18 protein-coding genes are annotated in these 19,424 nt (G+C 68.7%); 13 read left to right on the forward strand and 5 right to left on the reverse strand.

What is annotated here, in order from left to right:
- The first annotated feature begins 122 nt into the window (after positions 1 to 122).
- Positions 123 to 482: a DUF4254 domain-containing protein gene (locus H0264_RS06100; RefSeq protein ID WP_231084112.1), complete on the forward strand. Its 360-nt coding sequence runs from the start codon at positions 123 to 125 to the stop codon at positions 480 to 482.
- 71 nt (positions 483 to 553) lie between these two features.
- Here the strand turns inward: H0264_RS06100 and H0264_RS06105 are convergent, their stop codons facing one another.
- The 4 genes from H0264_RS06105 to H0264_RS39290 form a co-directional block, all read right to left on the reverse strand.
- Positions 554 to 2,455, reverse strand: a complete 1,902-nt coding sequence (locus H0264_RS06105; RefSeq protein ID WP_181583056.1) for a serine/threonine-protein kinase — start codon at positions 2,453 to 2,455, stop codon at positions 554 to 556.
- Entirely contained in the window at positions 2,452 to 4,374 is a 1,923-nt protein-coding gene (locus tag H0264_RS06110) for a serine/threonine-protein kinase (RefSeq protein ID WP_220139952.1), read from the reverse strand. The genes H0264_RS06105 and H0264_RS06110 overlap by 4 nt, the downstream gene beginning before the upstream one ends.
- A complete protein-coding gene (locus H0264_RS06115) occupies positions 4,367 to 5,560 on the reverse strand; it encodes a DUF7373 family lipoprotein (protein ID WP_181583058.1) in 1,194 nt (397 codons plus the stop codon). The genes H0264_RS06110 and H0264_RS06115 overlap by 8 nt, the downstream gene beginning before the upstream one ends.
- Before the next feature lie 95 nt (positions 5,561 to 5,655).
- Positions 5,656 to 7,125: a MinD/ParA family ATP-binding protein gene (locus tag H0264_RS39290; protein ID WP_181585324.1), complete on the reverse strand. Its 1,470-nt coding sequence runs from the start codon at positions 7,123 to 7,125 to the stop codon at positions 5,656 to 5,658.
- 2,757 nt (positions 7,126 to 9,882) lie between these two features.
- On the opposite strand from H0264_RS39290, the gene infA reads away from it, so the two are divergent.
- The 10 genes from infA (at position 9,883) to H0264_RS06170 (ending at position 16,162) form a co-directional block, all read left to right on the forward strand.
- On the forward strand, positions 9,883 to 10,104 hold the full coding sequence (gene infA, locus H0264_RS06125) for a translation initiation factor IF-1 (RefSeq protein WP_040804562.1): 222 nt from the start codon (positions 9,883 to 9,885) through the stop codon (positions 10,102 to 10,104).
- A 122-nt stretch (positions 10,105 to 10,226) separates the two neighbouring features.
- Entirely contained in the window at positions 10,227 to 10,340 is a 114-nt protein-coding gene (gene rpmJ, locus H0264_RS06130; RefSeq protein WP_033085975.1) for a 50S ribosomal protein L36, read from the forward strand.
- Positions 10,341 to 10,566: 226 nt separating this feature from the next.
- Positions 10,567 to 10,938: a 30S ribosomal protein S13 gene (gene rpsM, locus H0264_RS06135; RefSeq protein WP_181583059.1), complete on the forward strand. Its 372-nt coding sequence runs from the start codon at positions 10,567 to 10,569 to the stop codon at positions 10,936 to 10,938.
- Positions 10,939 to 10,947: 9 nt separating this feature from the next.
- Positions 10,948 to 11,361 carry a 30S ribosomal protein S11 gene (rpsK, locus tag H0264_RS06140; RefSeq protein ID WP_067818955.1) on the forward strand — a complete coding sequence of 138 codons (414 nt, stop codon included), beginning with the start codon at positions 10,948 to 10,950 and terminating at the stop codon, positions 11,359 to 11,361.
- 21 nt (positions 11,362 to 11,382) lie between these two features.
- A complete protein-coding gene (rpsD, locus tag H0264_RS06145; protein WP_181583060.1) occupies positions 11,383 to 11,988 on the forward strand; it encodes a 30S ribosomal protein S4 in 606 nt (201 codons plus the stop codon).
- Between the two features lie 201 nt (positions 11,989 to 12,189).
- Entirely contained in the window at positions 12,190 to 13,248 is a 1,059-nt protein-coding gene (locus tag H0264_RS06150; protein WP_181583061.1) for a DNA-directed RNA polymerase subunit alpha, read from the forward strand.
- A gap of 52 nt (positions 13,249 to 13,300) precedes the next feature.
- The gene (rplQ, locus tag H0264_RS06155; protein WP_181583062.1) at positions 13,301 to 13,795 is read left to right on the forward strand and encodes a 50S ribosomal protein L17; all 495 of its coding nucleotides are present in this window, start codon (positions 13,301 to 13,303) and stop codon (positions 13,793 to 13,795) included.
- 28 nt (positions 13,796 to 13,823) lie between these two features.
- Positions 13,824 to 14,738, forward strand: coding sequence for a tRNA pseudouridine(38-40) synthase TruA (gene truA / locus H0264_RS06160; protein WP_181583063.1), 915 nt, complete (start codon positions 13,824 to 13,826; stop codon positions 14,736 to 14,738).
- Between the two features lie 25 nt (positions 14,739 to 14,763).
- A complete protein-coding gene (locus H0264_RS06165; protein WP_181583064.1) occupies positions 14,764 to 15,057 on the forward strand; it encodes a hypothetical protein in 294 nt (97 codons plus the stop codon).
- Between the two features lie 46 nt (positions 15,058 to 15,103).
- A complete protein-coding gene (locus H0264_RS06170; RefSeq protein ID WP_181583065.1) occupies positions 15,104 to 16,162 on the forward strand; it encodes an AraC family transcriptional regulator in 1,059 nt (352 codons plus the stop codon).
- A gap of 5 nt (positions 16,163 to 16,167) precedes the next feature.
- Here the strand turns inward: H0264_RS06170 and H0264_RS06175 are convergent, their stop codons facing one another.
- Positions 16,168 to 16,941, reverse strand: coding sequence for an MBL fold metallo-hydrolase (locus H0264_RS06175; RefSeq protein WP_181583066.1), 774 nt, complete (start codon positions 16,939 to 16,941; stop codon positions 16,168 to 16,170).
- Positions 16,942 to 17,178: 237 nt separating this feature from the next.
- On the opposite strand from H0264_RS06175, the gene H0264_RS06180 reads away from it, so the two are divergent.
- Both H0264_RS06180 and H0264_RS06185 read left to right on the forward strand, forming a co-directional pair.
- The gene (locus tag H0264_RS06180) at positions 17,179 to 18,144 is read left to right on the forward strand and encodes an AraC-like ligand-binding domain-containing protein (RefSeq protein WP_181583067.1); all 966 of its coding nucleotides are present in this window, start codon (positions 17,179 to 17,181) and stop codon (positions 18,142 to 18,144) included.
- A 217-nt stretch (positions 18,145 to 18,361) separates the two neighbouring features.
- Positions 18,362 to 19,300, forward strand: a complete 939-nt coding sequence (locus tag H0264_RS06185) for an AraC family transcriptional regulator (protein WP_181583068.1) — start codon at positions 18,362 to 18,364, stop codon at positions 19,298 to 19,300.
- Positions 19,301 to 19,424: the final 124 nt, after the last annotated feature.

Below are 19,424 nucleotides of genomic sequence, written 5' to 3' on the forward strand. Positions count from 1 at the left end.
AGTATGCGGACGTCGACGCGCAGCCCCTCACTGCCGGGCTATTGCCGACCTCCGACCTACTCCTGCGCGCATGCCGAGGCCACCGTGTCATAGGCGGACCCCTTCTGTGGTTCGCTCACGACTTGGCGGTCCTGCACGAGCGGCGTCTGGTAGGCCGGGGTGGCACAGGCCCGGAAACCGACCCGACGTCAATCATCGAAAACAAGCGCCGCCGAATCGAATTGGTTATGGCCATTGACGATTGGATCGTGCGCTCGGTCCCCCAGCACCGCCTGGGCGCGACCCTGCACACCGAAACCGTCGGCTCCGTCATAGACCGGCTCGCCGAGGCGTCGGTCCGTGCTCATCACGCCCTGATGACCATGGACGCAAACAACGAAATGCTGCATGGTGCCTGGCACCATCTAGCCGAATTGTCCGATGCCTACGACGATCTCGTCCGAGACGTCCTGGCCGGACGCCGTCGCCTGCCCGCCTGGTAGGCAAACCCACCGGCCGGTCCGGGCCCAAGGGCGGCCCGGACCACCCCGGGGTCGGGCATCCCGTGACATGATCAATTCGGTTCGGGCAGAACACTTCTGACCGATTGCAGCAGGGACTCGGCTGCGGTGCAGTGGGTGTCGGCCTGGTTCGGACCGCCCTCCACCTTGGCGACGATCATTTCGTCGCGGTCCTCGACGGTGCGGTAGCTGTAGGTCAGGGAGCAGCTGGAGCCGGAACCGGCGCGGTCTTCCGAGACCTCGGTGCCGTCCGCGAGCTTGCGGATGTGGTCGCGGTCGACATGGTTCGGATCCCACAGACGGAACTGGACGGTCATGGTTCTGGAGCCGCTCCAGCTACAGGCGTGCGCGTCCACGGCCGCGGGATCGCTCGGGACCGGACCGGCCAGGGCCTCGAAGACGGCCCGGCCGAGGAGATCGCACGGTGCGATGCGGGACAGCGAGGCGGCGTCCGCCGACTTGGGAGCCGAGTCGCGGGTCGCCAGCAGCCGCTCCAGCAGCTGGGTGGTGAACGCGCAGCCGGCCCGGGTGCTCACCTCGAGGCCCCACAGCTGGTTCGCGCCGCTGAGATCGACGCCCCGCTCACAGGAGTTCTCCACGCCGCTCTTGTATTCCAAGACGGGGAACCCGGATGCCGTCGTGCCCGTCGGCGTCAGATACCGGACCGAATGGCCGGGCTGAATCTCCAGCGAAGCGCCGTTCGACTTGACGTAGCAACCCCAGGTCTCCGAGTATTTCCAGGCCCACGTCGCCGGATCCGGGGCCAGACCGGACTCCGCGGGGATCTGCTCGGGCAGCACCGCGCGCAGCCAGGCGCAGGCGTCGACCTCCGCCAGCGCGGCGGGACCGCGCGTCACGGTCGCGGAGTCGGCTGTGTTGTCTCGCAATTGGAACCAGGTGATACCGGCCGCCAGGATCGCCACCACGGCCACCGCCAGTGCGGCTCGCAGACCGGTGCGCCGGAAACGACTGCGGGGCACAGTGTTTCCGGCCATCGCGGGGCCGGTGGGGGAGGGCGTGGGGGCATTGCGCCTGCGCCCGGAAATAGCCTGGGTCGCATGGGGATCGGCGGTCAGCACGGCGAGCTGCGCCGCCTGCCGGTCGATTTCGGCATGCAGGGATTCCGACCACGGGCGCGCGCGATCCGGCAGGCTGCCCAGATAGGCGAGCAGCTGATCCGGCGTTGGGCGCCGGTGCGGATCCTTGTCCAGGCACGCGGCGATCATGTCGCGCAGTTCCGCCGGCACCGCCGTCAGATCCGGGGTGGTGTGCACGATATTGAACAGGGTGTAGGCCATCGACGCACCCGCGAACGGACTCGCGCCCGTGGCCGCCATGGCCAGCATGGCGCCCAGCGCGAACACATCACTGGCCGGCGTAATCGGCTCGGAGAGCGCCTGTTCCGGCGACATATAGGCGGGGGAACCCATGACCGAACCGGTCTGCGTCAGCCCGCCCTGCTGCTCCGACATGGCGGCGATCCCGAAATCGATCACGCGTGGGCCGTCAGCGCTCAGAATCACATTGGCGGGCTTGAGATCCCGGTGGATCAGACCGCAGCGGTGGATCTCCCGCACCGCCGAGGCCAGACCTATCGCCAGCGTCCGCAACTCCGCCACCGGCAGCGGACCGAACTCCGCCACCGTGTGATCCAGCGGCACGCCCACGATGAAAACCGAAGCCAGCCACGGTGGCTCGGCCTGCACGTCGAAATCGATCACCGGCGCGGTGAACGCGCCCGACACCCGCGTGCTGGCCTGCACCTCGCGCTGGAAACGCGCCCGGTACTCCCAATCCTCCAGCAGATGCGCGTGCACCTGCTTGATCGCGACGAAACGGCCGTCCGGGCCGACGCCCAGCAACACCCGGCCCATACCGCCGGAACCGAGCACACCGAGCAGCCGGTAGCGGCCGATCGCGGCCGGATCATCGGGCGAAAGATCTCGAATCGTCATGGCAGCCGCAGCTTTTCGAGGGTGTCCGCCAGCAGTTGACCGGCCTGCTCGCAGCGCGTCGCCGAGCCCGTGGGGTCCGCGTCCTTCGCATTGACGTACACCGACACCTGCTCGGCCAGATTGTCCTTGGTCGGGCGCACCAGATAGGTCAGGCCACAGGTCGAATCACCCTTCTCCTGATAGGCGGTGAAACGCCCGACCTGCACCTTGCCCTGCGCCCCCGCATCCTTGCGCGGGCCCTCGTACAGCGCGACATTGGCGACGACGGACACGCCGCCGAAAGCACACAGGTCCAGACCCGCGGTCATGCTCGCGGGCGCGCCGACAATGGCACGACCACGCTCCGGATCCACCACCGAACACGGGTCGGTCGACAGGATCGAGTCCCGGTCGTGTTGCCGCAGCGGTACCCGAACGGTCAACTGCCGCACCACCGCCACCAGTGCCTTCTGCACATCCGAGCAGGAGCCGTCCGCACGCTGCACGCCATCGATCGTGATGACCGCCTGGCTGTTGCGCGTCTGCCCGCGCGTGGGCGTGACCACCGCGCGCTGGCAGCGGGTCGCGAACTGATCGCCCAGGACGGCGGTCCAGCCCGCGGCGACCCCCACCGGCTCCATCGAACTCAGGGCCACCTCGGCGTAACCGTCCACCGACAGCGAGTAGCCCACCTTCGTCCCCGCCGAATCGGTGAAGGAGGTGCTGCACGAGTGCTTGCCCGATTTGATCTCGGTGGTGAGATTGCCGGAGCGGGGACCGATCGCCGGGGCCACCGCTTGCTCCAGCAGCGCGCAGGTGTCGAGCAGGCGCGCCTCGGTGGCGGTCAAGGCCAGCGCCGGATCCACCATGGCCGCCGGGCTCCCCGGCATCTCGGCCAGCTCCCCGGCTGCCACGGCGGTGCCACCGATCACCGCCAGCGCCGCGACACCCGCCGCCGTCCAGCGCAGCCGACGAGTTCGCCGGTGCCGCAAGGCTTCCAACCGTTCTCGCTGCCGGGCCTCGCGGGCCGCCATCTCGACCCACCAGTCGGTGTCGGCCCGATGCGCGGCAATGCGCGCCCGCACCGGCTCCGGCCAGCCCGGCTCGGCGGGAATCCGCCCGGCGGCATCCAGCAGTTGGATCGCCGTGGGACGCTCGGCCGGATTCTTCGCCAGACAGGCCGCGACCAGCTCACGCACGGCGGGCGGCAGGGCGCTCAGCTCCGGAGCCGAGTACATGACGTTGTAGAGCACCTGCGGGGTGGTCGTGCCCGGGAACGGCGCGACCCCACCCGCGGCCAGCGCCAGAATCGCGCCCACCGCGAAAACATCGGCGGCAGGGGTGATCTCCCCACCCGTCGCCTGCTCCGGCGACATATAGGCGGGGGAACCCAGCACCGAACCGGTCGCCGTCAGCGTGGCCGAGCCCTCGGCGGCGCGGGCGATGCCGAAGTCGATGACGCGCGGGCCCTCCGCGGTCAACAGCACATTGCCGGGCGTCAGATCGCGGTGCACCAGACCGGCGCGGTGGATCTCCATCAGCGCGGCGGCCAAACCCGTTGCCAGCAACCGCAATCCGCCCAGGGGCAGCGGGCCGCAGTCCGCCACCACCGCGGACAGGGGCGGGCCGTTCATGTACTCCGTTGCCAGCCAGGGGATCTCCGATTCGATGTCGGCCTCCACCACCGCCGCGGTGTACGCGCCGGTCACCTGCCGACCGGCCGCCACCTCACGCTGGAAGCGGCTCCGGAACTCGGTGTCCCCGGCCAGGTGCCGGTGGATCCGCTTGACCGCCACCAGGCGGCCCGCCGCGGTCCGGCCCAGCAGCACCCGGCCCATACCGCCCTGGCCGATCACCGCCAGCAGCCGAATATCGCCGAGCTGCGCGGGATCCTGTGTTCCGAGCGCCTTCACGAATTCCCCTCCCGGTCTTTCACTCATCCCCCATGACCGCGTACTGCGCGGCCGCCAACCACCGCACATCGGTGTCCTGATTACTGGCCACCCGGGCCACCGACGCGCCCCGGGTCACGAAGCATCGGAAGCGATACGGCTTCATCTCCGTCGGATTCGGTTGGGTCGCTTGGCCGCACCGAATGCCGTCGATGCCCGCGACACCGGAAATCGGCGTGTAGGAGATGGTCGAGGGCGTCTCCAGCAGATACGTCATGAGCGCCCGCGCCGCCTCGGCATTCTTCGCCCGATACAGAAACTTGTTGTCCGCCACCGCGATCGTGCTCACACCCTGTTTCGTGAAGGCGGCGAGCGAGCCGATCGGATCGGGCACCAGCACCGCGAAGGCATGCGTGCTGTACACCGCGAAGGTCATATTGTTCGGCGTCGGATCGGCGGTGCCGACCAGGCGGGTCAGCTCCCCGTTCGGATCCAAGGCCAGCTTCGGCAGCTGATCGCGTGTGGTCGGTGCGAAGCCGTCCAGCGCCGGCGCCTGCCGCTGATAGGCGTTCGCCACCGCGGCGGTGAGCAGATCCGGATTCGCCTCGGTCAACTGTGCGAACACCCGGATCACCACCGACTTCACCACCAGCCAGCTGCCGATGGTCGGCACGCCGGGCCGCCAATGTGCCAGCGCCGCAGGGTATCCGGGGATGCTCAGCGGCGCGTTCTCCGCGGCCGCCTGATCGAAATCGGCCCGCGCCATGGCCGCGGCGGCCGAGTTCGCCGTCTGCTCGTCAGGAAACGCCAGCAGCACCATCGAGAGCATGCGCTCGGCCTGATTCGCCCGGTACTCCCGATCCGCTGCGATGGCCCCGAAACCGCCGTTGATAGCGAAGCCCGACAGCGCCCGCTGCTGCGCCCCCGACAGCATGTCGTTCACCCCGTCGATATCCACGATCACGCCGCCGCCGCGCCCCACCCGCAACGTCGAATCGACCTCACCCGGATACGCGAGATGCTCGCCCAGCCGCAATGATTCCGCCAACACGCCGCGCGCCAAACTGGACGGCGCGTCATAGTCGCCGGCGATCCGTTGCGTCGAATACGGCCCGTACTCCACGCCCACAGCGCCATTCCCGCACCCGGCCGCCATCACCACCGCAACCACCGCCGCCGCGAACCGCACTCCCGCCCATCCGCGCACGGCCGTGGAACCTCTGCGCCAGCCCACTCACGCCCCCCGTAATCGCCAAACCGCCAATCGGCGACAACCTACCACCGACTGGACGGTCTCACCTTGCCTGTGTGGGGGGCTCGGCGCCGCGATCAGCCGCGATAGCGGCGGTGATCGCTGGCGAAGTCGTCCGCGACCGTGGCGGCCAGTTCCACCAGGGAGCGCTTCGTATTCTTGTGCAGCCGTTGCAGATCGATCTCCGCGCCCTCGCCCAGGTGGGCGTCGTAGGGAATGATGTGCACGGCGCGGCAGCGGGACAGGAAGTAGTCGCGGAGCTGGTTGATGCCGACGTTCGGGGCGCCCGGGCGCGGAAGGTTGATGACCACCACGGCATTTCGCACCAGATGGTCGTGGCCGTGCAGGGACAGCCAGTCCAGGGTGGCGGCGGCGCTGCGCGCGCCGTCGATGGCGGACGACGAAATCAGCACCAGCGAATGCGCCAGATCCAGCACGCCCGCCATGGCCGAATGCATGAGTCCCGTACCGCAGTCGGTGAGAATGATGTTGTAGAAGCGCTGCAGGATCCGTGCGACCGCGCGGTACTCCTCCTCGCTGAACGCCTCCGACGCAGCCGGGTCCCGCTCACTGGCGAGAACTTCCAGCCGGCTGCCGCCCTGCGAGGTATGCCGCCGCACATCCGAATACCGTTGGATATTCGGATCCAGCAACAGATCCCGCACCGTCGACCGAGTCTGCAACGGCACCCGCTGCGACAGCGTCCCGAAGTCCGGATTCGCATCCACGGCGATCACGCGGTCGCCGCGCACCGAGGCGAAGATCGACCCCAATCCCATTGTGGTGGTGGTCTTCCCGACCCCACCCTTCAACGACAGCACCGCGATCCGGTAATCCCCGCGCACCGGCTGCCGAATCCGAGCCACCAACTCCTGCAGCCGCAACTCCTCGGCCGACATCCCCGGATTGATCGCTCCACCCGAAATATGGTGCACAGCCTTCCGCCACCCCGACCCGGCGGCCTTCTTCGCCCGCCGCACCGGCACCTCATCCAGCGAAGGCCCCGGCTGACCCGGCTGCCCCCAACCTGGTTGCCCAGCAGCTCCATTGGCCCCTTGCCCGGCCCACTGCGGCTGCCCATACCCGGCATTCCCGCCCTGGGGATACCCACCCTGAACCGGCGCACCCTGGCCCTGCGCACCCCACGCGCCCTGCCCAGCCTGCTCGCCCCCGTGCGGCCACGAGTTTCCTTGCGGCGCGCCTTCTCCGGGTGCTCCCCACGAGGCTTGCGCGGCTCCTTGCTCGCCGCCCTGCGGCCACGAATTGCCCTGTGACGCACCCTCACCGGGCGCACCCCACGCACTCTGCCCGGCCTGCTCGCTACCGTGCTGCCATGGATTGCCCTGCGGCGTATTCTGCCCCGGCATCCCCTGATCCGGCGCGGGCGCATAAGCCCCCGGCCCGCCAGGCCCCTGCATCGCCCCGGTCCCATACTGCGGAGCGGAAGCGTCGCTCTGCGGCGCGCCGGCGCTCGGTGGCCACGGGCTGCCCTGCGGTGGATTCCCGTGCGATCCAGGCGCAGCGAAATTCGACGGCGGAGTGGACATGTCGCCCGGCGGCACCGCCCCGATGTCCGGTCCCTGCTGCCACGGATGTCCCTGCGGCGAGTTCTGTTGCGAAGTATCTGTTCCCGGTGCGCCGAAGCCGACCGGCGGTACGTCATCCGCCGCATCGTCAACCCCGGGCGCGCGATGCCGGGAGTCGGCTCCCGCAATGTCGAGCCCCGGCCTCGCCTGAGCGACCGGTGGCATAGCCGAGTCGACGCCGCCCATCGGTGTGGAGGGCACCGCCTGCTCTCCGCCGACCTGGGGCGCGGCCTCCGATTCCGGAGCACGATAAGACCGTGGCCCCCGCGGCGGCAGCACCTGCCCGCCCGCCCTGAGGTCCCGTCGCGCACTATCGGCGAACCAATCGGCCCCACCGGACTCAGGCCCCTGTGTTCGCGAATCGGCCTGCGCCCCCGGCAAGCCCGGCGCAGCACCCGCAGCGGCGGACGACGCCGATCCCGGGGACCCCGTGGATGCCGCCGCGCCAGAGTGCGCCGCCGCCCCACCGACCGGCGCGCCGGAATCAGCCCCCGCGGCCAGTGGTGACGGGGGTGCCTGATGCGTCGAATCCCCCTGCGGCGCGGCAGGACTGGATCCCTGCTTCGGTGCGTGCGACGTCGACGGATCGTGGCTCGGTCGCTCACCGGTCAGCGATGCGGGGGGATCCGACTCGGGCGCCCGGTAATCCGAACGTGCCGGGCGCGAAACCTGGCCGGAAGCCATGCCGGATTCCGCTGCGGAAGGCTGCGACGCGTTTCCGATCGGTGCATTTGCATCGACATCCACATCGAGCGGCGCCGGGTGCGCGGAATCGCTGTGTGGTGCGGAGGAATTCGGATCTTGCCCAGCTGGGTGCGCGGGGGCTGGATCGGTACTCGGTCGCGCACCGGCCAGCGGTGCGGAAGCCGATTCCGGGGCGCGGTAGGACCGGTGCGCGGGCTGCGGCTCGTCCGATATGGGGGGTGTTCGACGCGGCTGGTCTTCGGGTGCGCCCTGCTGCGGGTCCGAGCCGGGTGCATGGAACCGTGGGTCGACCTGCGGCGCAAGGGGGTCCGGTGTGGGTTGGAAGGGCCGCGACCCGGCCTCCGTGCTGGCCGGAACTGGGGCCGGCCGAGTGTCGGGCGCGGCCGTCGATGGATTGGACTGTGCCGCAGCCTGTTCCGGGGTTTGGTGAGCGCTCGGACCGCTAGTGGGCGTCTGTCCCGGCTGCGGTGCTTGCGGGACCGACGGCGGATTGCCGGTGAAGCGGGTGGTCGCGTCCGGCCTCGGCGGGCGCGGATTCGCTTCGTGCGCATCGGGAGTCGGTGCGTGCGGGGACGGCGGCAGGGGCGGATGCTGCGCGGGCCGGGCCTGTGCCGACGGCGGAGCGGTGGGTGCGTGTGATTGGGCGGCGCGGGGGGCGTGTGCGTCGGACCAGGTGTTCGGGTGGGTGGTGAACTGGCGCGGCGCATCGAGCGGAAGCGGGACGTCCACCGCGTGGTGGCGGCCGGTGGCCGGACCCGCCTGGTCGCTGCCGGAGCTCGGCGCTTGCGGCGCAGCGTTTTCGGCGGACTGCGCGGGGGCGGGATTCGCCGCGTCGCCGCGCAGGGCTTCGCCCAGGCTCGGCGGCCGTGGGGCGGGTGCGGGCTGGTTGGCCGGTTCGGCTGCGGGAGAGCCGCTTTCGGGGGCGGCAGGGATGCCCGGGGCCGGTTGGCGATTCTCGGGGCGAGCCGCGACGGGGACGCGCGTCGTCATATCTGCGGCATTCGCCGGGGGAGCGGTGAACCCGGGGCGGCTGTGCTGCGGGCGGGCCGGAGCGGGTCGTGCGGCTTCAGCCGGCTGATGCGGCTGGGCCGCGGGCGCCTGAGCGCCCGGCGTCTGCGGGGTCGCGGTCGGCATGCCGGGACCCTGCGGTCCGTGGCCGTACGCCGCCGGACCCTGTGGCACTCGACCCTGTGCGGCCGGACCCTGCACCGGACCCGGATGCGCCGGGGGCTGGTGGTGCGGGTCGACGGCCGGGGTCGGCGCGGTGTTGAAACGGGACGGGCCCTGCGGCGGGTGGCCGTTCGCCGGGGCCGGGCGGCGCGGGGCGTCGGGCAGAGGGCGGCGAGCGTCGGGGGCGGGCGGGGTTCCGTTGGAGGCCGGGGGGTGCGCTGGGCTCGGGTGGGAAGCCTGCGCCGGGGGCGGGTTCGAGGCGGGGGCCTGGGAGTCGCCGGGGGTGCGGGCCCAGTCCGGGGTTTCCGGGATGTGCGGGGGTGCCGGGGGTGGGGTGTCGGCGTCGGGGGTGGCCGGGTCGGGCTGGGTGGAGTCCTTACGGGATTTGCGGCGGCCGAACAGGCCGCCGCCGCGGGCCGACTTGCGGTCGGGGATGGGCTCGTCCTGGGGGAGGTTCTCGACCGGGGGCTCGTAGCCGGAGGAGGCTTCGCTCTCGGACAGCCACGGCGGCAGCATGGGGAGCCCGTCGTTGTTGCGGCTCACGACATGTACCCCCGGGTGCTCGACCGATCTTGCTGGACAGGCGTAGTTTAGCGATCTCGGGGCGGAGTGTCCGGGGAGAGCGTGTTCGCGCGCACATGAACCCACCCGTATTTGGCCCGTGCTGGGGAAACGGGTAAAGTGGTTCGGCGGTGCATCTATACGTGGTTGTGGCATGTTCGCATGCCGTGCCGAAAGTATGGCACCGGGTCGACTGAGGTGCGAGACGAACTGCAGAGAGCCGACCAGCCGTCATGAGCATGAACCAACCAGGTTCAGCCAGAACCGGGAATCGCGGAGGATATGGCGAAGAAGGAAGGGGCCATCGAGGTCGAGGGCCGGGTCATCGAGCCGTTGCCCAATGCGATGTTCCGGATCGAGCTGGAGAACGGCCATAAGGTTCTGGCCCACATCAGCGGCAAGATGCGGCAGCACTACATTCGCATCCTGCCCGAGGACCGCGTCGTCGTGGAGCTCTCGCCCTACGACTTGACCCGCGGTCGCATCGTCTACCGCTACAAGTGAGTTCGGGGCTTCCCTCGAACCCGAAGACTTCCGGAGCGAAAGCCCCGGGTTTTCCCCGGTCAATCCGGCCGGGGAAAAACTGTGTTCACGGCCAGTGAACACCAACCCAGATTGGATCTGACGTGAAGGTTCAGCCGTCCGTCAAGCCGATCTGCGAGAAGTGCAAGGTGATTCGCCGTCACGGGCGAGTCATGGTGATCTGCGAGAACCTGCGCCACAAGCAGCGTCAGGGCTGAGTTCGGCCCTGGGCCGGGCTCACCGGGGTAACACCCGGTCGCTCACCAGCCAAGCACCGAACGCGGTTTCGGATTTGGCAACAAAAGAAGAACTCCCAGCGCCAGTCGCCGTTGTCGAGCCCCGCAAGGGGCGGATGGCGGCCTACCCCCGGTACGGAGGCCGGGGCCCCAGCACGAGGGGACGGACAGGGAGCAGACCTCCGAAAACAGTTAAGGAATCGCCACTATGGCACGTCTGATGGGCGTCGACCTCCCGCGCGAAAAGCGCATGGAGATCGCGCTGACCTACATCTTCGGCATCGGCCGTACCCGCGCCAAGGAGATCCTCGCGGAGACGGGCGTCAGCCCGGACCTGCGGTCGAAGGACCTCAGCGATGACGACCTGACCAAGCTGCGCGACTACATCGAGCAGTCGGACATGAAGGTCGAAGGCGACCTGCGCCGCGAGGTGCAGGCCGACATTCGTCGCAAGATCGAGATCGGTTGCTACCAGGGCCTGCGGCACCGTCGCGGCCTCCCCGTGCGCGGTCAGCGGACCAAGACCAACGCCCGCACGCGCAAGGGTCCGAAGAAGACCGTCGCCGGCAAGAAGAAGTAGGGATAGCGCATGCCTCCGAAGAGCCGGGCCTCGGGCCCGAAGAAGACTCAGAAGTCGCGTCGCCGGGATAAGAAGAACATCCCGCACGGCCACGCGCACATCAAGAGCACGTTCAACAACACGATCGTGTCCATCACCGACCCGGAAGGCAACGTCATCTCGTGGGCGTCCTCGGGTCACGTCGGCTTCAAGGGTTCGCGTAAGTCGACCCCGTTCGCCGCGCAGCTCGCCGCCGAGAACGCTGCCCGCAAGGCGCAGGAGAACGGCGTCAAGAAGGTCGACGTCTTCGTCAAGGGTCCGGGTTCGGGCCGCGAGACCGCGATCCGCTCGCTGCAGGCCGCCGGCCTCGAGGTGGGCTCGATCTCTGATGTCACCCCGCAGCCGCACAACGGCTGCCGTCCGCCCAAGCGGCGTCGCGTCTAGCGGGAAAGGATTTAGCGAAAAATGGCTCGTTATACAGGCCCCATCACCCGCAAGTCGCGTCGTCTCCGTGTCGACCTGGTCGGAGGCGACCAGGCGTTCGAGCGTCGTCCTTACCCGCCCGGCCAGCACGGCCGCGCGCGGATCAAGGAATCCGAGTACCTCATGCAGCTGCAGGAGAAGCAGAAGGCTCGCTTCTCCTACGGCGTCATGGAGAAGCAGTTCCGCCGCTACTACGAAGAGGCGAACCGCCAGAAGGGCAAGACCGGCGACAACCTGCTGCGTCTGCTCGAGTCGCGGCTCGACAACGTCGTGTACCGCGCCGGTCTGGCTCGGACCCGTCGTCAGGCTCGTCAGCTGGTCTCGCACGGCCACTTCATCGTCAATGGCGTGAAGGTGGACGTTCCGTCGTTCCAGGTTTCGCAGTACGACATCATCGATGTCAAGGAGAAGTCGCTGCCCACGCTGCCTTTCCAGGTTGCGCGTGAGACCGTCGGCGACCGCCCGGTTCCGGGTTGGCTCCAGGTCGTTCCCGGCCGTCTGCGGATTCTGGTGCACCAGCTCCCCGAGCGTGCGCAGATCGATGTTCCGCTGCAGGAACAGCTGATCGTCGAGTTCTACTCGAAGTAACAAGGTGCGCTAACCGCGCATCGCGGTGGGAGACCACGTGGGGGCTTCGCCCCCACACCCCCGGAAAAGGGGAGACGGGGGCCTTGCCCCCGAACCCCCGAGCGGGAGAAGGGGCCTCGGCCCCCAACCCCTGGGAAGTGTTCTCGCACAATCCAAGTCGTGAGCGTCAAATGGTGGGCGCTCTGAAGGAGGAAACAGTCCATGCTGATTTCACAGCGACCGACGCTGACCGAAGAGGTCGTGTCCGAAAACCGCTCTCGGTTCACCATCGAACCGCTGGAGCCGGGCTTCGGTTACACCCTCGGCAACTCGCTGCGCCGCACCCTGCTCTCGAGCATCCCGGGTGCCGCGGTCACCAGCATCCGCATCGACGGCGTGCTGCACGAGTTCACCACGGTTCCGGGCGTGAAGGAAGATGTCACCGACATCATCCTGAACCTCAAGGGCCTCGTGGTGTCGTCCGAAGAGGACGAGCCGGTCACCATGTACGTGCGCAAGCAGGGTCCGGGCACCGTCACCGCCGGTGACATCGTCCCCCCGGCGGGCGTGACCGTGCACAACCCGGACATGCACATCGCCACCCTGAACGACAAGGGCAAGCTGGAGATCGAGCTCGTGGTCGAGCGCGGTCGCGGCTACGTCCCGGCCGTGCAGAACAAGGCGTCGGGTGCGGAAATCGGCCGGATCCCGGTGGACTCGATCTACTCGCCTGTTCTCAAGGTGACCTACAAGGTCGAGGCGACCCGTGTCGAGCAGCGCACCGACTTCGACCGGCTCATCCTGGATGTCGAGACCAAGAACTCGATCTCCGCGCGGGATGCGCTGGCGTCGGCGGGCAAGACCCTGGTCGAGCTGTTCGGTCTCGCGCGCGAGCTGAACGTCGAGGCCGAGGGCATCGAGATCGGCCCCAGCCCGGCCGAGGCGGATCACATCGCTTCGTTCGGTCTGCCGATCGAGGACCTGGACCTCACCGTGCGGTCGTACAACTGCCTCAAGCGTGAAGGCGTGCACACCGTCGGCGAGCTGGTCGCCCGCACCGAGTCGGATCTGCTGGACATCCGGAACTTCGGCCAGAAGTCCATCGACGAGGTCAAGGTCAAGCTGCACTCGCTCGGCCTGTCCCTCAAGGACTCCCCGGCTTCCTTCGACCCGTCCTCCGTCGTCGGCTACGACGCGGCGTCCGGTACTTGGAGCGACAGCGGTTCGTTCAGCGACACCGATGGCGGCGAGCAGGACTACGCCGAGACCGAACAGCTTTAGGCCGATCGGGGCCAGCGCCCCGAATCTGCCTTAGACACAGGAGATTCCAACAATGCCCAAGCCCAAGAAGGGTGCCCGCTTCGGTGGGTCGGCGTCGCACCAGAAGGCGATCTTCGCCAATCTGGCGACGGCGCTCTTCGAGCACGGTCGCATCACGACCACCGAGGCCAAGGCCAAGGCGCTGCGCCCCTACGCCGAGAAGCTCGTGACCAAGGCGAAGGCCGGCTCGCTGGCCGACCGTCGCGAGGTCATGAAGGTGATCCGCAACAAGGACGTCGTGCACGCCCTGTTCGCGGAGATCGGTCCCTCGTTCGAGGGCCGTGAGGGTGGCTACACCCGCATCATCAAGACCATCCCCCGCAAGGGTGACAACGCTCCGATGGCGATCATCGAGCTGGTCCGCGAGAAGACCGTGACCAACGAGGCCGATCGTGCCCGTCGTGTCGCCGCTTCGCAGAAGGCCGCCGAGACCGAGACCAAGGCCGAAGAGGCTGCCGTCGAGGCCGAGGCTCCCGCCGTCGAGGCCGAGGAGAAGAAGGAAGACTGAGGTCTTCCGGATTCTTCGGGGTTAGCCCATGAGTAAGCCCGCCGTCCCCTCCGGGTCGGCGGGCTTCACTCATATTTACCAGGAGATTGCTGTGACCGTGGAGGAACCGACCCAGCAACCGGTTGCGATTCGGGTACGACTGGATATCAGCTACGACGGAACCGACTTCATCGGGTGGGCCAAGCAGCCCGGTCTGCGCACCGTGCAGGGCGTGCTGGAGGAGTCGCTGAGCAAGGTGCAGCGCGAGCCGATCCAGTTGACCGTCGCCGGGCGCACCGACGCGGGCGTGCACGCCGAAGGCCAGGTGGCGCATTTCGAGACGCACACCGAGGTGGACGGCCCGAAGCTGGTGCACCGGCTGGCCCGGTTTCTCCCGAAAGACGTGCGGGTCAAGGACGTTCGGCTCGTTCCCGCCGAATTCGACGCGCGTTTCTCCGCGATCCGCCGGCACTACGCCTACCGGCTGACCACCGCACCCTACGGCGCCGAACCATTGCAGGCCCGGCATGTGGTGCCCTGTCGTTCGGGTGTGGACCTGGACGCCATGCGCGAGGCGTCTCGAAAGTTGCTGGGGCTGCACGATTTCGCCGCCTTCTGCCGCCGCCGCGAGGGCGCGACGACCATTCGCGAACTGCAGCGCTTCGACTGGGAGCGGGACGGCGATCTGCTCACCGCCTACGTGAGCGCCGACGCCTTCTGCTGGTCCATGGTCCGCAGCCTGGTCGGCGGCGTGCTCGCGGTCGGCGAGGGCCGCCGCACCCCCGACTGGATCGGCGGGCTGCTGAACGAGCGGGAACGCTCCAGCTCCGTCACCGTCGCCCCCGCGCACGGCCTGAGCCTCATCGCCGTCGACTATCCCGCCGACGCCGACCTGGCCGCCCGCAATGCGGCCACACGTGAGGTCCGCACCGTCCCCGCCGCCGAAGACTGCTGCGGCAGTTGACCTTCCGCTGAAGGAGCAGTAACCCGTGCACGCCTTCTTCTACGCCGTCCCGGTGATCATCTACTTCTTCGTCGGCGCGGCCGTGGTCTACGTGACCCTGCGCCGCACAGCCGAGGAGAGCCCGGCCACCCGTCGCGCCGAAATCTGGCGCGCCTACACGGTATTGCTCATGCCGGTCCTCGTCGGCCCGATCCTCATCGGCGGGATCTCCGGCGGCAATCTGCTGCGCTTCCTGGCCGCCGAAATCATTCTCGCCGCCGCGGTCCTGCTGGCCGCGGCGATCACCGTTCGCAAGGCTGTCCCGAGTCGAGACCGATAGCGGCACACGGTATTCGGGACGTCCAACGAGACGGAGAGTGCGGGCGGTGAGCGCGCGGGAGGAAACCTGCCCGCCGGGCGAGCGTTCGAACGCGGAAGCGGTGCGGCAGCGGGGTGGCGGAGCTGCGTTCCAGGGGGTGCGGCAGTTGGAGGTGCGGGCGGGGGAGGGGCTGCGGGAGGCGGAGACCTTCGGCGCTTGGGAGGCCGCCATGGTGGAAACCTATTTCCCGCTGGCTGTTTCGCCGCTCGCGGAGGCGCCGACGCCTTCCTCGGGGTTTCACGGCAGCCTCGCGCACGGGCGATACGGCGCGGTGGACGTGACGGTGGTCGGGGCGACGCCGCAGCGGGTGCGGTTGACCGACAGCCTGATCGCCGCCGCGCCGGATGAATTTCTGCTCGCCAGCATCTGTACGCGGGGCCGCGGCCGCTTGCGGCTGGGGGATCGAGTCGCCGAGATCGGTCCCGGGGAGATGGTTTTCTTCCCCAGCAATCGAAAGCTGCACTGGGACTTCGGCGAGAGGTGGGAGAAGACCGTCCTGCAGGTACCGGTCGACGTGCTGCGTGAGCGCAGCGGATGCACGCTCGATCAAGTGCGCACCGGTCTCACCCTGCCCCGGCAGGGTGCCATCGGTGTGGTGTCGCGCTTCTTCACCAATCTGGCCGATCTGCAGCGCCACAAGCCGGACGAGGCTGCGCTACTGGCGAATTCGGCGCTGGATCTGCTGACGACCGCCGTGCGCCTGAGCGCGGGTGAAATCCTCACGGAGCGTTCCGCGCTCGCCTTCGCCCGGGAGCGGGTGCACGAGTTCATTCGCGCGCATTGCGCCGATCCGGGTCTCACCGTGGATCGAATCGCCGAGGGCTGCATGATGTCCCGGCGTTCGCTCTACCGTGTCTTCGACGAAATGGCCGACGGTCCGGGCACGCTGTTGCGCCGCTTGCGCATCGAACGCGCCGCCGGGCTGCTCGCGGAGTCCGCCCTCCCCATCGCAGTTGTCGCGACCGCGTCGGGTTTCAGCTCCGAAAGTCACTTCTACCGCGCGTTCCGACATGAAATGGGAACCACCCCAGCAGCTTTCCGCGCTCGGCCGGCACAGCCGGAATAGGCCGGTCACGGGTGCGCGAATTCGGCGAACGCCGCGGGATCGTGGGAGGAGATGATGGTGACCTCGTCGGCGTGCTCGCGGTGCAGGGTGCGCAGGCGGCGCAGGTTGGCCAGCCAGTCGAGGGGGCCGACGCCGGTGATGCCGTGGCTGTAGCCGCCGATCTTCGAACCGGGTTGTGTCGCATCGTATTCGGCGCGGAAGACGATGGTGTCGCCCGCGTGCAGCAGCCAGCCTGAGCCGGTGTCGACGGCGACGCCGATGTGGCCGCGGCGGTGGCCGTAGAGCGGGATCGCGAGGATTTCCTCCGGCAGGCCGGACAGTTCGCGCACGGCGCGGAAGCCGAACCAGCGTTCACCGCCGGTCCACTCGTTGACCTCCCACTTCGGGCCGTGCGCGAGTTGCGGTTTGCGATAGGCGAAGCGCTCCACCAGGCCGGGTTTCAAGAGCGCCCGGTACTCGGGTCCGTGGATGTGCACTGTGGCCCAGGGGAAGTCGGCCAGCCCGCCGACATGGTCGTAGTCGAGGTGGGTGACGATGATGTGCCGCACGTCCTCGGGCGCGTATCCGAGCGCCGCCACCTGCCGGATCGCGGTTTCGTTCTCGTCCAGTGCGAGCCCGAGCAGCCGGTACGTGGGACCGAGGACTTCGCCGGGCCGCCGCACGCAGTTCAGCCCGAAACCGGTGTCCACGAGGATCAATCCGCTCTCGGTCTCCAGCAGCAGGCAGTGATTGACCAACCCGCGCACCATGGTGCCGCAGTTGAGGTGGTGGATCTTCATTGTTCCCCCAGGGCTTCTCCGATACCTGCCAGCCTAGTTGTCTGGGACGGGTGATTGTTCGGTTCTCGGCCAGAAGTGATTCGCGGATCCGCTGTGGACATCCGTCACGCAAGGCTCGGTACGTGGGTTCGGCGTGGGCCGCTCGAAGTCGATCTCTTCCTGGCGGACCTGCCGAAAGTTGGAAGATGTGAAGGGATTTCAGGGGTTCGCGGGTGCGCCGGGTGCGACAATCGGCCCATGAGCGGCGGCTCCGAGCCCGCGGTGGTGGAGGTACGGTCCACGCCGGATGTTTCCGAAGAGGAAGCCTTCGAGCGGTGGGAGGCGGCGGTGGCGCAGGCCTATGTGCCCCTGACCGTCACGCCGGTGCGGTCGGGGGAGTTCCGGGCGCGGATCGTGCAATCGCGCTACGCGGATCTGGACGTGTCCACGGTGTCCGCGACGGGGCAGCGACTCATCCGGGCGCCCAGAATGATTCACGAACCGGACGAACCGTATCTGTTCGCCAGTGTGACCACACACGGGCGCGGCTGGCTGTCGCAGGATGGGCGCGTAGGGGAAATGGCCGACGGCGGCATGATGCTGTACGTGAGCTCACGGCCGTTCACCGCGCATTTCGAGCAGTCCTGGGGTGTGGTGGCGGTGCAGGTGCCGCTCGCGCAGGTGGTGTGCGCGGCCGGGATTCCGCCCGATCGGCTGCCCACGGCGGTGCGGCTGCCGCCGGTCGGCGCGGCCGGTGTCGTCGGCCAATTCTTCTGCGGGCTGGCGCGTTTGCAGCACACCGATCCCGCGCAGGCGGCCGTGCTGGCCCGGCACGGCACCGGTCTGCTCGCCTCGGTGGTGCAGCTGGCGGCCGGGGAGATCCCCGACGACGAGGCCGGGCAGGCGCTGACCAAGCAGCGGGCGCTCAGCTTCATCGAGCGCAACTACACCGATCCCGGCCTCACCGTGGAACGGGTGGCGAGCGCGTGCGCGGTATCCCGGCGAACCCTCTACCGCCTGTTCGAGCAGGGCGAGGACGGGGTGGCTTCGATGTTGCGGCGCATGCGAATCGAGCATGCGGTGGCCTTGATCCGCACGGATCGGGTGCGGCCGCTGCTGTCCATCGCGCGCGCGTCCGGCTTCGTCTCCGAGCGTCAGTTCTATCGTGCGTTCAAACGGGAAACCGGCATGACACCGGGTGAATTCCGGGTCAGATACGCCTGACTCGAATAGTCAGGTATCTGGCACCGGTGGGCAGTCACAGCCGGGTTATGGGTGTGAATACTGGGGTACGCCCGGTCGTTGCCCTGAGCCGCCGACGACCGGGCATGCGCCCACCCGGTCCGGATCCCCCTTCGCTGCGGGCGAAGCCGCAACACGAGCGAAAACTGTTTGCTGCACGGCGTCGTGGTGGGAAGATACCGGTGTGGATCATCCGGCTATGGCCGAGGTGGAGGTCTGCTCGTCATCGAACCTCTCGGCCCGGCAGGCCTTCGAACAGTGGGAGGCCGCGGTCGCCGACGCGGTGGTGCCCGCGCGGATAGAACCGCTGTGCAGCGGCCACTGGCACGGCAAGGTCAGCGTCACGCAGTTCGACCGCTTCAGCGTCTCGCGCATGCGGGCCAGTTCGCAGCGCGTGGTGCGCACCAAACGCATGGTCGAGCAATCCAGCGATGAGTTCCTGCTCGTGAACATGGTGCTGGACGGCACCAATTGGACCGAGCAGGGGCAGACGGCCACCACCCGCTGCGGTTCCATCGCCTTCTTCGACAGCGGATTGCCGCTGGAGAGCCGCACCACCGAGAATTCGGTCTCGGCCATCGTCCGCGCGCCGCTGCGGCTGGTGCTCGAGCATTCCGGGCTGAACCGCAACGAATTGCCCACCGCCACCGCCATTCCCATCGACGGCGCGCTGGGCGTGGTCGCCGGGTTCTTCAAGGGATTGTCCGAATTGTCGCCGGGCGAGGCCGATCGCGCCGCCACCGTGCTCGGGTCGGAGGGCGCGAGCATGCTGGCGTCGGCGCTGCTGCTGGCGACCGGGAAAAGCTCACCGGCGCCATCGGATTCGCTTTACACCCGGCAGCAGGTGTTCGCGTTCATGCGGGCGCACTGCACCGACCCCAATCTCACCATCGAGGACATCGCGCACGCCTGTCTGATCTCCCGGCGCACGCTCTATCGCGCCTGTGAGGGCCACGGCGGGCCGGGCGGGCTGCTGCGCCGCATGCGGGTCGAGGTGGCTCGCAAACTCTTGCGTGCCGACCCCGCCCGCCCGCTCGCGGCCATTGCCGCGGCGTCCGGATTCGCCACCGACCGGCACTTCTACCGGGCATTTCGTGAGGAGACGGGCTTCACGCCCGGGCAGTTCCGCGGGCACTGACCACCGGTCGTTCCAGGCGTCGGCTATCGGTCGTTTCGGACACCGATCGGCCCCCGGCGACCAGGCACTCCGGGTCCGTAGCTCGGCACGGTAGGTCGCTGTGAGCCGCTCCGCTTCGGCGAAG

The organism is Nocardia huaxiensis (assembly GCF_013744875.1).
GTDB classification, from domain to species: domain Bacteria; phylum Actinomycetota; class Actinomycetes; order Mycobacteriales; family Mycobacteriaceae; genus Nocardia; species Nocardia huaxiensis.